The sequence below is a fragment of the Burkholderia sp. E168m22 genome, assembly GCF_001319805.1.
GTDB classification, from domain to species: domain Bacteria; phylum Pseudomonadota; class Gammaproteobacteria; order Burkholderiales; family Burkholderiaceae; genus Burkholderia; species Burkholderia orbicola.
In genome coordinates, this window is sequence record NZ_BBSK01000022.1 from 1 (window position 1) to 13,444 (window position 13,444).

General features: G+C 66.8%; 9 protein-coding genes and 1 pseudogene. 2 read left to right on the forward strand and 8 right to left on the reverse strand.

Annotated features, from left to right (window positions below; translation table 11 throughout):
- The 4 genes and pseudogenes from AP428_RS06520 to AP428_RS06535 form a co-directional block, all read right to left on the reverse strand.
- Positions 1–228: pseudogene (locus AP428_RS06520) on the reverse strand (acetyl-CoA C-acetyltransferase); the annotation flags it as partial.
- A gap of 99 nt (positions 229–327) precedes the next feature.
- The gene (gene phaC / locus AP428_RS06525; protein ID WP_027806063.1) at positions 328–2,193 is read right to left on the reverse strand and encodes a class I poly(R)-hydroxyalkanoic acid synthase; all 1,866 of its coding nucleotides are present in this window, start codon (positions 2,191–2,193) and stop codon (positions 328–330) included.
- A gap of 357 nt (positions 2,194–2,550) precedes the next feature.
- Positions 2,551–3,390: a peptidoglycan editing factor PgeF gene (gene pgeF, locus AP428_RS06530; RefSeq protein ID WP_054927919.1), complete on the reverse strand. Its 840-nt coding sequence runs from the start codon at positions 3,388–3,390 to the stop codon at positions 2,551–2,553.
- 6 nt (positions 3,391–3,396) lie between these two features.
- Positions 3,397–4,605, reverse strand: a complete 1,209-nt coding sequence (locus tag AP428_RS06535; protein WP_006478695.1) for an RluA family pseudouridine synthase — start codon at positions 4,603–4,605, stop codon at positions 3,397–3,399.
- Positions 4,606–4,646: 41 nt separating this feature from the next.
- On the opposite strand from AP428_RS06535, the gene AP428_RS06540 reads away from it, so the two are divergent.
- Positions 4,647–5,471, forward strand: a complete 825-nt coding sequence (locus tag AP428_RS06540; protein WP_011549700.1) for an outer membrane protein assembly factor BamD — start codon at positions 4,647–4,649, stop codon at positions 5,469–5,471.
- A gap of 120 nt (positions 5,472–5,591) precedes the next feature.
- On the opposite strand, the gene AP428_RS06545 is transcribed toward AP428_RS06540, so the two are convergent.
- From AP428_RS06545 to AP428_RS06555, 3 genes are all read right to left on the reverse strand, one after another.
- The gene (locus AP428_RS06545; protein ID WP_054927892.1) at positions 5,592–7,841 is read right to left on the reverse strand and encodes an ATP-dependent DNA helicase; all 2,250 of its coding nucleotides are present in this window, start codon (positions 7,839–7,841) and stop codon (positions 5,592–5,594) included.
- Between the two features lie 55 nt (positions 7,842–7,896).
- Positions 7,897–8,112, reverse strand: a complete 216-nt coding sequence (locus tag AP428_RS06550) for a YdcH family protein (protein WP_006478692.1) — start codon at positions 8,110–8,112, stop codon at positions 7,897–7,899.
- A 76-nt stretch (positions 8,113–8,188) separates the two neighbouring features.
- The gene (locus AP428_RS06555; protein ID WP_011549698.1) at positions 8,189–8,941 is read right to left on the reverse strand and encodes a hypothetical protein; all 753 of its coding nucleotides are present in this window, start codon (positions 8,939–8,941) and stop codon (positions 8,189–8,191) included.
- 164 nt (positions 8,942–9,105) lie between these two features.
- Between AP428_RS06555 and AP428_RS06560 the strand changes: the two genes are divergently transcribed.
- Complete coding sequence (locus AP428_RS06560) at positions 9,106–11,430, forward strand: Tex family protein (RefSeq protein ID WP_011694298.1); 2,325 nt, start codon at positions 9,106–9,108, stop codon at positions 11,428–11,430.
- 88 nt (positions 11,431–11,518) lie between these two features.
- Here the strand turns inward: AP428_RS06560 and AP428_RS06565 are convergent, their stop codons facing one another.
- On the reverse strand, positions 11,519–13,435 hold the full coding sequence (locus AP428_RS06565; RefSeq protein ID WP_006478689.1) for a potassium transporter Kup: 1,917 nt from the start codon (positions 13,433–13,435) through the stop codon (positions 11,519–11,521).
- Positions 13,436–13,444 lie beyond the last annotated feature (9 nt).

Below are 13,444 nucleotides of genomic sequence, written 5' to 3' on the forward strand. Positions count from 1 at the left end.
CGGCAGCCCCGCCTTGATCAGCGACTGCCGCGCCGGGTTCTGCCCGGAGCCGGCCGTCAGCACCTGACCCATGATCACTTCGCTGACCTGCTCGGGCTTCACGCCCGCACGCTCCAGCACCGCGCGGATCACCGTCGCGCCCAGTTCGGGCGCCGCAATCTTCGCGAGCGAGCCGCCGAATTTGCCGACCGCGGTCCGCGCGGCCGATACGATCACTACATCCGTCATTTCCCTTTCCTCCAGGCCCGCACGACACGGCGCATCGTTACCGGCCCTGTTAAAAAAACTGCGGTGCACCGGACAGCGTGCGCCGCTGTCCGGTTTTCGTCAATCGCGCTGCAACACGTAGCGCCCGGGCGCCGGCTCGATCACCGGGAATTGCGCGGAACCCGGCTGGGCCGGCGGCGCGACCTTGCGGCCGCCGTACGCGTCGAGCCACTCGACCCACGTCGTCCACCAGCTTCCCGGCTGCTCGGTCGCCCCGGCAAACCAGTCGTCCGCGGATTCGGGCAGGTCGCCCTCGTTGACCCAGTAGCTGCGCTTCTTCTTCGCCGGCGGATTGATCACGCCCGCGATGTGCCCCGATGCGCCGAGCACGAATTTCAGCGGACCCGACAGGATCGACGTCGATGCGTAGGCGGTCTGCCACGGCACGATGTGATCCTCGCGCGACCCGTAGATGAAGGTCGGCACGTCGATCAGCGACAGGTCGACCGATTCGCCGCACACGGTCAACGCACCCGGTTCGCGCAGCTTGTTTTCGAGATAGGTATGGCGCAGGTACCACGCGTACATCGGGCCCGGCAGGCTCGTCGAATCGCTGTTCCAGTACAGCAGGTCGAACGGCGCGGGCGTGCGGCCCTTCAGGTAGTTGTCGACGACGTAGTTCCACACCAGATCGTTCGGCCGCAGGAACGAGAACGTGTTCGCGAACTCCATGCCGCGCATCAGCCCCGGTTGCGTACCGTTCTTGCCGCCGATGGTCTGCTCGCGCATCTGCACGTGCGCCTCGTCGACGAACACGTCGAGGATGCCCGTGTCGGTGAAGTCGAGCATCGCGGTGAGCAGCGTCATCGATGCGGCCGGATGTTCGCCGCGGGCGGCGAGCACCGCGAGCGCGGTCGCGAGCATCGTGCCGCCGACGCAGAAGCCGAGCGTGTTGATCTGCTCGCGGCCGCTGATCTGCTGCACCGCGTCGATCGCCGCGAGCAGCCCTTCGTTCATGTAGTCGTCCCACGTCTTGTGCGCGACCGACGCATCCGCGTTGCGCCACGACACGAGGAATACCTGATGGCCGTTCGACAGCGCGTGCGCGACGAGCGAATTCTCGGGTTGCAGGTCGAGGATGTAGAACTTGTTGATGCACGGCGGCACGATCAGCAGCGGCCGCTCGAACACCTTGTCCGTCTTCGGCGTGTACTGGATCAGCTGGATCAGGTCGTTCTCGTACACGACCGCGCCCGCGGTACACCCGAGGTTCTTGCCGACCACGAACTGCGATTCGTCGGTCTGCGAAATCTTGCCGCGCTGCAGGTCGCCGAGCAGGTTCATCATCCCCTGCCGCAGGCTTTCGCCCTGCGTCTCGAGGATCGATTTCTGTGCATCGGGATTGAGTGCGAGGAAGTTGCTCGGCGCGGCGGCGGCCGTCCATTGCTGGACCGTGAAGCGGATGCGCTCGCGCGTCTTCGGATCGGTCTGAAGCGCGTCGGCCAGTTCCTGCAGATAGCGCGCGTTGAGCAGATACCACGCAGCCGCGAACGCATGCGCGGGCGACGCCTTCCATGCGTCGCCGCTGAAGCGGCGGTCTTTCAACTCCGGCGACTCGAGCTTCGCGGCGGCCGCCTGCTGCATCAGCGTCATGCAATCGCGCGCGTAGTCGGCCTGCAATGCCTGGAGCCGTTCGGGCGGAATCGCGGCGACCGGCAGCTTCAGCCCCGCGAACGGCGACGCCATCGCGCCGAAGTCGGGCATCGACGGCAGTTGAAACGGAAACGACGTCGGGAACTGGAATGTCGCGAACGGATTGACGGTGGCCGAGGCCGTCGCGGCACGCGCCGGATCGGCAAAACCGCGCCACGCGTTCAACCACGACTCGAACATCTGCTGCATCGGCTGGGCGGCCGGATCGAAACCGGTGCTGCCCGCGGAAGTGCCCGCATGCGCGGACGTCGACGAATTTTTCGATGCTGTCATTACCTGCCTTACCGGTGATTCGTGAGCGTCAATCGTGAAATCCTGCTCGCGCGCGGCGTGCCGGCTGCGAGCCGGGCCGTCATGCTCTGGAGAGGCGTCTCCAGATTCTGCCGCAGTGCGGTATTTTTATCATTATCGTTTTCCCCATGTGAAGCGCCCGATCAAACCACTGAACATTTCATGGAGATAATCCGCGCGCGACAGACGGGACAAGGGTTCCGGCGAAACATAAAACATTTTGTTTGACTTGACTCCCGGATTTTTCATTCAGTTGCGCATGCAACGCCGCATAGCCGCCTCAATATCGAGATAACCCGATTTCGCGACGCAACAAAACCGGCGCGCATCCACATGCGATCAATCGGCCAGCCAGATTGCCGCGGCCATGCGGCCCGTCACACGGTCGCGTCGGTACGAATAGAAGCGCGCGGGTTCGGCGACCGTGCAGGCCGTCCCGCCGCTCACGTGCACCACGCCCGCACGCACGAGTCGCAGGCGCGCGAGCGCGTAGAGATCGGCAAGAAACTTGCCGGGCGCGCCGTCGATGGCAACGAACGCATGACGGGTTTCATCATGCTCCGACTGCGCAGCCGTGTCGAGAAACGCGTCGCGCACCTCGGCGCCGACCTCGAACGCCCGCGGGCCGATCGCCGGGCCGAGATACGCATGGAGCGCGTCCGTCGCGCCGCCCGCGAGCGCCGCGACGCGCGCCGCCGTCTGCTCGACGATGCCGGCCGCAAGCCCGCGCCAGCCCGCATGCGCGGCGCCGACCGCGCGGCCCTGCGCGTCGCACAGCAGCACGGGCAGGCAATCCGCCACCATCACCACGCAGACGGCGCCCGCCTGGTTCGTGACGCTCGCGTCGGCCTGCACCGGCGCCGTGGCCGCAGGCGCCGCGGCGATCACCTCGTCCGCTTGCACGATCCGCGCACCGTGAACCTGCTCGAGCCATGCGGCGCTCGACTGCCCGGCGAGGGCGAGCACGCGTGCGCGATTGACGGCGACATGGTCGGGATCGTCACCGGTATGCAGGCCGAGATTCATCCCGCCCGGCAGCGCCACACCGTCCTGCCAGCGCCCGTACGGGCCCTCGCTCACCCCACCGTCGCGCGTCGTGATCAGCGCGCGCACGCGCGGCGACACCTGCCAGTCGGGCTGCACGCAGTCCTGCCACGTCAACGGCGCCAGGTTCGTCATCGGCACTCACTCCTCCTCGTCGTCCAGGTACGGCTCGTCGTCGTGATACTCGCCGCCGAAGTCGTCATCGTCGTAGACACCGTCGTCGTCGTCGAATTCCTCGTCGCCCTGCCCAAAGCCCAGCGCGGCGACCAGCGTGTTCATGTCGTCCGGCAGCGGGCAGCGCCACTGCATCGCCTTGCCCGTGACCGGATGCACGAGGCCGAGCCGCCACGCATGCAGCGCCTGTCGTGCGAACCCGTCCGGCAGCGGCGTGACCGAGCGCTTGCCGCGCGCCCGCCCGTAGACCGGATCGCCGAGCAGCGGATGCCCGGCGTGCGCGCAGTGCACGCGGATCTGGTGCGTGCGGCCGGTTTCGAGATCGCACTGAATCGCCGAAACCGGCTGACGTTGCCACAGGCATGTGTCAACCGTGCGGAAATGCGTGCGCGCGGGCTTGCCAGACGCGCCGGTGACGACGGCCATGCGCGTACGCTCGCGCGGATCGCGGCCGATCGGCGCGTCGATCGTGCCCTCCTCGGGCATCGTGCCCCACACGAGCGCGAAATAGCGGCGCTTCACCGTGCGGGCCTGCAGTTGGCGCACGAGGTCGGTCTGCGCCGCCAGCGTGCGCGCCACGACCATCAACCCGGAGGTTTCCTTGTCGAGCCGATGGACGATCCCCGCGCGCGGCAGGCCGGCCGCCGCGTCGCCGTAGCGATGCAGCAGACCGTTGAGGATCGTGCCGCTCCAGTTGCCGGCGGCCGGATGCACGACGAGGCCGGCCGGCTTGTTGATGACGACGAGCGCGTCGTCCTCGTAGATCACGTCGAGCGGCACGGGCTCCGGCGTGAACGCGAGCTGCTCGGGCAGCAGATCGGGCACGAGCGCGATCTTCGCGCCGAGCGGCACCGGCTGACGGATCTTCGCCGGCGCGCCGTCGACGAGCACGCGCTGCGCCTCGATCCAGCTCTGCAGGCGGCTGCGCGAGAATTCGGGGAACAGTTGGGCAAGCGCCTTGTCGAGGCGTTCACCCGCGAGCGACAGCGGCACTTCGACGACGCGCGGCGCCTCGTCGACCGCCGCGGACGGCACGACGGGCGGCTGCATCGCGTCGCCGGCCAGATCGTCATCGAGGGAATCCCCCGACGCAGCGTCGGCGGGCCGATCGCTTGGGCTATAATCTTCGCGATTTGGTGTGCCCGGCTGGGCATTCTGCGAACTTGAACGGGTCATTTAGACTGGGTCACCGAGACTTGAAGCTAGGACATGCGAGCATGATGAATTCGACCAAACGCACGGCCAGAACCGTCGCCGCCCGGGCTGCGGCGGTAGCGGCCGCGGCCCTCATCGCCGGCTGCCACGGCTTGCCGCAGAAGCAGGACGAGACGGCTACCTGGTCGAACAACAAATTATACTCAGAGGCCCAGGACGCACTGTCCGGCGGCGACTGGGGCAAGTGCGCGAAATATTTCGAATCGCTGCAAGGCCGCGATCCGTTCGGCCATTTCGCGCAGCAAGCGCAGATCAACGTTGCATACTGCAACTGGAAGGATAACGAAGCAGCAGCGGCCGACCAGGCCGTCGATCGCTTCATCCAGCTCCACCCCGATCATCCGGACATCCCGTACGCGTACTACCTGAAGGGGATGATCCACTTCAACGACGATCTCGGCCTGTTCGGGCGCTTCTCCGGCCAGGACATGAGCGAGCGCGATCCGCAGGCGCTGCGCGAATCGTACGATGCGTTCAAGGTCGTGGTCGATCGCTTCCCGAAGAGCAAGTACGCGCCCGATGCGGCCGCGCGGATGCGCTACATCGTCAACGCGCTCGCGTCGCACGAAGTGCACGCGGCCGACTACTACTACCGTCGCGGCGCGTATGTCGCGGCCATCAACCGCGCGCAGCTCGCGATCAAGGACTACAAGGGCGCGCCGGCGATCGAGGATGCGCTGCACATCATGATCCTGTCGTACGGCAAGCTGAACCAGCCGGAACTCGCCGAGGACACCAAGCGCGTGCTTGCCGGCACGTTCCCCGACAGTCCGTACGTGACGGGCCATTCGCGCCCCGGTGCGAAAAAGTCATGGTGGCAGTTCTGAAGCACGGCGCGATGTAACATCCGTGCGCACACAAAAAACCCGGCCATCGAGCCGGGTTTTTTATTGGCGCCGCATACAAGCGGCACCGGGACGATCAAGCGACAAGCGCCGCGCGTGCAATCAAGCGTGCTTGCCCGAGCGATGCTCGTCGAAGAAGTCCTGCACCACCGCGATCTCGCGCGTGCGCTTGAACGGCGGCAGGCTTTGCCAGATCCGGCGCCCGTACGGCTTGTCGACGAGCCGCGTGTCGCAGATCATCAGCACGCCGCGATCCGTCTCCGCACGAATCAGCCGGCCCGCGCCCTGCTTCAGCGTGATCACGGCCTGCGGCAACTGGTGCACCGCGAACGGGCTCAGCCCCTTCTTCGTCAATGCATCGAGCCGCGCGGCCAGCACCGGATCGTCCGGCGGCGCGAACGGCAACTTGTCGATCACGACCAGCGACAGCGCATCGCCACGCACGTCGACGCCTTCCCAGAAGCTCTGGCTACCGACCAGGATCGCATTGCCGTACGCGCGGAAGCGGTCGAGCAACTCGGTGCGGCTTGCGTCGCCCTGCACGAGCAGCGGCGTGTTCCAGCCGCGCGATTCGATCACGTCGCGCAGCTTCGACGCGATCCGGTCGACCGCACGTAGCGTCGTGCACAGCATGAACACGCCGCCGCCGGATGCCTCGATCGCCGGCAGCGCGGCATCGAACACGGCGTCGGTAAACGCCGGCGAAGACGGCTGCGGCAGGTTGCGCGGCACGTACAGCAGCCCCTGCGACTGGTAATCGAACGGGCTGGCGAGTGTCATCGAACGACGCGAGCTGAGGCCCATCTGCGCCGCGTAGTGCGTGAAATCGCCGCGCACCGACAACGTCGCCGACGTGAACACCCATGCACGCGGCACGCCCGCACGCTGCTTCGCGAAGATCGGCGCGACCGACAGCGGCGTTTCGTGCAGCTGGACGGTATGCGCGAACACCTCGACCCAGCGCACCTTCTCGTTCGGATCGCCGTCGGCTGCCGCCTTGTCGCCCGCCGCTGCCGCGTCGGCTTGCGCGGCCGCTTCCGCCGCGCCGGGCGCGACCCAGCCGGCCAGCAGGTCCTGCAGCTCGCGCGCGCGCCGCAGGCACGCGCCGAGCGATTCCGCGCGCTCGGCCTGGCTCGCGAGCGCCGAGGCGAGCGCATCGAGCGCCACGTCGAGCGCGTCGAGCGCACCGAACATCGGGTGATCGTCGCCGAGCTGCGCAAGCGACATGCGCACGATCTGGCCGTCGGCGAACGCCAGGCGCAAGTCGCGCGCCGCGCGCTCGAGATCGCCGCCGAGCTTCACCCACTCGACCGCGTCGCGCGCATGGCTCAGGCCTTCGGCGACCGTGTCGCGCGCGAGTTCGAGGATCTGCGTCGTCGACAGCGTCTCGCCGAAGAACAGCGTCGCCGTCTCCGGCAGCTGATGCGCTTCGTCGAAGATGATCGTGTTTGCGTTCGGCAGCAGCTCGGCCATCCCCGTGTCGCGCAGCATGATGTCCGCGAAGAACAGGTGATGGTTGACGACGACGATGTCGGCCTGCTGCGCCTCGCGCCGCGCCTGCATCACGAAGCATTCCTTGTAGTGCGGGCATTCCTGGCCGAGGCAGTTGTCGCGCGTCGACGTGACCATCGACCACACGGGCGCGTTTTCCGGCACGCTCGCGAGTTCGGCCTTGTCGCCGCTCTTCGTGATCTTCGCGAAGCGGACGATTTCCTGCAGATAGGCCGTGTCCTGCCGCGACGGCAGCCGGCCGTTGTCGGCCGTGCGCTGCAGGTAGTAGTGGCACAGGTAGTTGGCGCGGCCCTTGAGCATCGCGACCGACACCGGCACCGCGAGCGCATTGCGCACGGTCGGGATGTCGCGCTGGAACAGCTGATCCTGCAAGTGCTTCGTGCCGGTCGACACGATCACCTTGCCGCCCCACAGCATTGCGGGCACCAGATACGCGTAGGTCTTGCCGGTACCCGTGCCGGCCTCGACGATCAGTGTGTTGTCGCCTGCGTCGCTGTCGGATTCGGTTGCCGCGGCATCGTCCGCGGCCGCCCCGGCCGTCTTGTCGGCGTCGCCCAAGCGGCGTGCCGGCCGCTTGCGGGTTTCGAAGATCTCGGGCTCGGGCATCCGGCGCGCGGATGCCTCCATCGCGGACGCGACCGCGCGCGCCATCTCGATCTGTGACGTACGCGGCCGGTACCCATCGAGCGAGCGCGCCAGCAACCCGCCTTCGCCAAAGATCGTGTCGAGCTCGTCGACGCGCTTGCGGCTCAGCTCAAAGGTGCCTTCGGACGCACGAACGCGCCCGGCGGACGTCGTGTCACGCCGGGCATCGGGGGTGGCTTCAAGCGGTGAATTCAAGGCAAGCGTTCCTGTGTCCAGCGCCCGGGCGGCGCCGGCGCTTGCCAGGCCGCGCTCAGGCGCGCTTATCCGGTTCGAGCTGCGATTGCAGCAAAATGATTTTGTCCTTGGCCGCCAGCTTTTCCTTCTTCAGCCGGTGCAGCGTGATGTCGTCGATGTCGGAGTGTCCTTCCTTCAGCTCGATCTCCCGAGCGAGCTGCTGGTGCTGCTCCTGCAATGCAGCCAAACGGTTGTGCAATTCCTGCTGCTGTTCCGTGTGACGGTTTTGCATACTTGCCTCCTCATCGAAGCAGCGCGACGACTGGCGTGCCGACGCGCCCGAGACTGATCCCGATCAATTCAACACGTTACTGCCCCTGCTGTTGCTGCTGCCTGGCCTTCTCGGCCGCTTCCTGCTGACGCCGCTCGACATCGGCCTTGTGCTGCGCGGCTTCCTTCTGCTTCTGCTCGTAGCGCGTGGCGTTGTCCGCCCGCTCCTGCGCCTTCTGCGCCGCCTGCTGGTGCGCCTGGTCGAGCTTGCGCTGGAAATCCGCCTGCTTCTGGTCGTATGCCTGCTTGCTCGCCGCGCGTTGTGGCCCTTCCGCGCCGCGCTGCGCCTGCTTCAGTGCATTCTGCTCCTGCTTGTCGCGGAATGCAGCCGCGTTCGCCGCGTCGTTCGCCGCCCGCTGCGGCGCTTCCGCCTCGTTCCGGGCCTGCTTCAACGCCTGCTGCTGGTCGCGCTGCTGCGCCCGCACCGCGCGCTGCTCGTCGTTCAGCGCGAGCTGTTCCTGGCGAATGCTCGCCCGCTCCTCGCGCATCTGGTCGCGTGCCTTGCCGAGACAGTGGTTGACGAAGAACTTGCTGTAACAATCGTGCTCCGCCACCGCATAACGATAATCGTTTTCCGCGGAGCGTTGATTGAGCACTTTTTGACGGGCGTCGAAATCCGGGGCGGCGGAGGCTGCAGCGGGTGCGGACGCGCCGGTGTCCGGCGCGCTGGCGCCAGTGGCCTGCGCAAATGCACCGGAAGGCCCGGCAGACAAAGCCGCGGCGAGCGCTGCGCCGAGCGCGACGAGAGAAATGCGGGAAGTTGGCAACGTCGTAGGAAAGCTGCGGGACATGTGTCAAATTCTATCACCCCCGGCTGGACGCTCCGCCATTTATGGCAAAATGCCCCGCTTCATTCACCCGCGGCCTCTGGCCCGTCGGGCCCGCCGGGCAGCCCGCCGCTTCGGGCCTGCCGGCCCGCGCCGCGATTTCAGCAGGCAGACAGACCATCCACGACATGACGGAAACCGTAGCACTCAAGATCGTACAGCGCATCGCCACCGAACTGTCCGTCCAGCCGCGCCAGGTCGCGGCGGCCGTGCAACTCCTCGACGAAGGCTCGACCGTTCCGTTCATTGCCCGGTACCGCAAGGAAGTGACCGGCAACCTGGACGACACGCAGCTGCGCAACCTCGAGGAACGCCTCCTGTATCTGCGCGAACTCGAGGATCGCCGCGCCGCGATCCTGTCGAGCATCGACGAACAGGGCAAGCTGACCGACGAACTGCGTGCCGCGATCGACGCGGCCGACAGCAAACAGGTGCTCGAAGACCTTTATCTGCCGTACAAGCCGAAGCGCCGCACGCGCGCACAGATCGCCCGCGAAGCCGGCCTCGAGCCGCTCGCGCAGGCGCTGCTCGCGAACCCGCTGCTCGACCCGCAGGCCGAGGCGGCCGCGTATGTCGACGCCGACAAGGGCGTCGCCGACGTGAAGGCCGCGCTCGACGGCGCGCGCGACATCCTGTCCGAACAGTTCGGCGAGACGGCGGAACTGCTCGGCAAGCTGCGCGACTACCTGCACAACCAGGGCGTCGTGTCGTCGGCCGTCGTCGAGGGCAAGGAAAACGAGGAAGGCGAGAAATTCCGCGACTATTACGACTACGCGGAAACGATCAAGACCGTGCCGTCGCACCGTGCGCTCGCGCTGTTCCGCGGCCGCAACGCCGGCGTGCTGACGATCAAGCTCGGCCTCGGCGAAGAGCTTGACGCGCAGGTGCCGCATCCCGGCGAGGCGATGATCGCGCGCCATTTCGGCATCGCGAACCAGAATCGCCCGGCCGACAAATGGCTGTCCGACGTCTGCCGCTGGTGCTGGCGCGTGAAGGTGCAGCCGCATATCGAGAACGAACTGCTCACGCAGCTGCGCGAAACGGCCGAAACCGAAGCGATCCGCGTGTTCGCGCGCAACCTGAACGACCTGCTGCTGGCCGCGCCGGCCGGCCCGAAGGCCGTGATCGGCCTCGACCCCGGCCTGCGTACGGGCGTGAAGGTCGCGGTCGTCGACCGCACCGGCAAGGTGCTCGCGACCGACACGATCTACCCGCACGAGCCGCGCCGCGACTGGGACGGCTCGATCGCGAAACTCGCGCGCATCGCCGCGCAGACGCAGGCCGAGCTGATCAGCATCGGCAACGGCACCGCATCGCGCGAAACCGACAAGCTCGCGAGCGAACTGATCGCGAAACACCCGGAGCTGCGCCTGCAGAAGATCGTCGTGTCGGAGGCCGGCGCGTCGGTCTACTCGGCGTCCGAGCTCGCCGCGAAGGAATTCCCGGATCTCGACGTGTCGCTGCGCGGCGCCGTGTCGATCGCCCGCCGCCTGCAGGACCCGCTCGCCGAGCTCGTGAAGATCGAGCCGAAGGCGATCGGCGTCGGCCAGTACCAGCACGACGTGAACCAGCGCGAACTCGCCCGCTCGCTCGACGCGGTCGTCGAGGATTGCGTGAACGCGGTCGGCGTCGACGCGAACACCGCGTCGGCCCCGCTGCTCGCCCGCGTGTCGGGCCTGAACGCGACGCTCGCGCGCAACATCGTCGACTATCGCGATGCAAACGGCCCGTTCCCGTCGCGCGAGCACCTGCGCAAGGTGCCGCGCCTCGGCGACAAGACTTTCGAACAGGCCGCCGGCTTCCTGCGCATCAACGGCGGCGAGAACCCGCTCGACCGCTCGTCGGTGCACCCGGAAGCGTATCCGGTCGTCGAGCGGATGCTCGCGAAGATCAACAAGCGCATCGACGACGTGCTCGGCAACCGCGAAGCGCTGTCGGGTCTGTCGCCGACGGAATTTGTTGACGAACGTTTCGGCCTGCCGACCGTGCGCGACATCCTGGCCGAACTGGAGAAACCGGGCCGCGATCCGCGTCCGGAATTCAAGACGGCCACGTTCCGCGAAGGCGTCGAGAAGGTCTCGGACCTCGTGCCGGGCATGATGCTCGAAGGCGTCGTGACGAACGTCGCGGCGTTCGGCGCGTTCGTGGATATCGGCGTGCACCAGGACGGCCTCGTCCACGTGTCGGCGATGTCGACGAAGTTCATCAAGGACCCGCACGAAGTCGTGAAGGCCGGCCAGGTCGTCAAGGTGAAGGTGATCGACGTCGACGTGAAGCGCCAGCGCATCGCGCTGACGATGCGCCTCGACGACGACGCGGCAGCGCCCGGCATGACCTCGCGCGGCGGCCAGGATCGCGGCAATGCGGGGCGCGGCGCCGCCCGCCCGCAGCGTTCGCGCGAACCGGAGCCGGCCGGCGCGATGGCCGCGGCATTCGCGAAGCTGAAGCGCTGAGCACGCGAACAGCCGTCGACGTACAAAAAAGCCCGCCGAAAGGCGGGCTTTTTCATTATCTGGACAAACGCGGCGCGCGCCGCGCTCGTCAGATCTCGATCTTCGTCCCGAGCTCGACGACGCGGTTCGCCGGAATCGCGAAGAAATCGGTCGGCTTCGCGGCATTCTGGTGCATCCACGCGAATACGCGCTCGCGCCAGATCGACATCCCCGGCAAATGCGTCGGCACGACCGTTTCGCGCGCGAGGAAGAACGACGTGTCCATCAGCTCGAACGTCATGTCGTGCGTCCGGCCGAATTCCTCGAGCACGGCCTTCACGTCCGGCGTCTCGTTGAAGCCGTACTCGGCCTTGACGATGTACAGCCCGCCGCCCGCGTCGCGCGCGCTCTGGCGCTTGTCGTCGCGCACGTACGGAATGTCGCGCGTGACGAACGTCAGGAAAATGGTCCGCTCGTGCAGGACCTTGTTGTGCTTCAGGTTGTGCAGCAGGCTGACGGGGACGAGCTTGTCGTTGCCGGTCAGGTAGATCGCGGTGCCGGACACCCGGTGCGGCGGATGCGCGAGCAGCCCCTGCAGGAACGGCTCCAGCGGAATACCGTCGGCCGCCGTGCGTTCCTTGACGATGTGACGCCCCTTGTACCAGGTCATCAGCAGGAAGAACAGCAACGCGCCGATGCCGAGTGGCAGCCAGCCGCCCTGCGCGACCTTCAGCAGGTTTGCGCCGAAAAAGCCGAGGTCGATCGCAAGGAACACCGCGATGATCGCGCCGACCAGCAGCCGGTTCCAGTTCCACACCTTCACCATCACGACGCACGCGAGCACGGTCGTGATCACCATCGTCGCCGTCACCGCGATGCCGTACGCAGCCGCGAGGTTGTCCGAGCTCTTGAAACCGACGACGATACAGAGGATCACGGCCAGCAGCAGCCAGTTCACGACCGGCACGTAGATCTGGCCGATCGCGAGCTCGGACGTATGCAGCACCTTCATGCGCGGCACGTAGCCGAGCTGGATCGCCTGCGACGTCAGCGAGTACGCGCCGGAAATCACCGCTTGCGACGCAATCACGGTCGCGACCGTCGACAGCACGACGAGCGGCAGCAGCCCCCATTCGGGTGCCAGCAGGAAGAACGGGTTTTCGATCGCTTTCGGATTCTGGATCAGCAGCGCGCCCTGACCGAAATAGTTCAGCACGAGCGACGGCATCACGAGCCCGTACGCGGCGTACCGGATCGGCTTGGCACCGAAGTGGCCCATGTCCGCATAGAGCGCTTCCGCGCCGGTCAGCACCAGCACGACCGAGCCGAGCACGACGTAGGCCTGCAGCAGGTGGTCGGCCATGAACGACGCCGCGTAATACGGATTGATTGCCGCGATGATGCCCGGCACGCGAACGATGTGGTACACACCGAGCGCCGCGATCACGACGAACCACAGCACCATGATCGGGCCGAACAGCTTGCCGACCAGCGCGGTACCGTGCCGCTGGATCCAGAACAGCGCGATCAGGATCACGATGGTGATCGGCAGCACGAGATGGGACAGGTGCGGCGTCGCGATCTCGAGACCTTCGACGGCCGACATCACGGAAATCGCCGGCGTGATCACCGCGTCCCCGTAGAACATGCACGCGCCGAATATCCCGAGCGCCATCAGCGCGCCCGCGACACGGGTTTTCGAATCGAGCGGCCGCAGCGACAGCGCCATCAGCGCGAGCACGCCGCCTTCGCCGTTGTTGTCCGCCCGCATCACGAACAGCAGGTACTTGACGCCGACCACCAGCAAGATGGCCCAGAACAGCAACGAGATCACGCCGAGAATCGACCCTTCGGTCAGCGGAATGCCGTGCGCGGGGCTGAACGCTTCCTTGAGCGAATACAGCGGGCTGGTACCGATGTCGCCGAACACGACGCCGATGGCTGCTATCGCTAGCGCCCGCATCGAGTGTTGTTGCGTCGAATGCGGCGAGTGTGCGGCGTCGGTCGCGTGAGTCGTGTCGTTCATATGAAGCGT

Coding starts and splice junctions, on each gene's coding strand:
- AP428_RS06540 (WP_011549700.1), top strand. CDS start 4,647: ATGATGAATTCGACCAAACGCACGGCCAGAACCGTCGCCGCCCGGGCT.
- pgeF (WP_054927919.1), bottom strand. CDS start 3,390: ATGACGAACCTGGCGCCGTTGACGTGGCAGGACTGCGTGCAGCCCGAC.
- AP428_RS06535 (WP_006478695.1), bottom strand. CDS start 4,605: ATGACCCGTTCAAGTTCGCAGAATGCCCAGCCGGGCACACCAAATCGC.
- AP428_RS06565 (WP_006478689.1), bottom strand. CDS start 13,435: ATGAACGACACGACTCACGCGACCGACGCCGCACACTCGCCGCATTCG.
- AP428_RS06550 (WP_006478692.1), bottom strand. CDS start 8,112: ATGCAAAACCGTCACACGGAACAGCAGCAGGAATTGCACAACCGTTTG.
- AP428_RS06555 (WP_011549698.1), bottom strand. CDS start 8,941: ATGTCCCGCAGCTTTCCTACGACGTTGCCAACTTCCCGCATTTCTCTC.
- phaC (WP_027806063.1), bottom strand. CDS start 2,193: ATGACAGCATCGAAAAATTCGTCGACGTCCGCGCATGCGGGCACTTCC.
- AP428_RS06560 (WP_011694298.1), top strand. CDS start 9,106: ATGACGGAAACCGTAGCACTCAAGATCGTACAGCGCATCGCCACCGAA.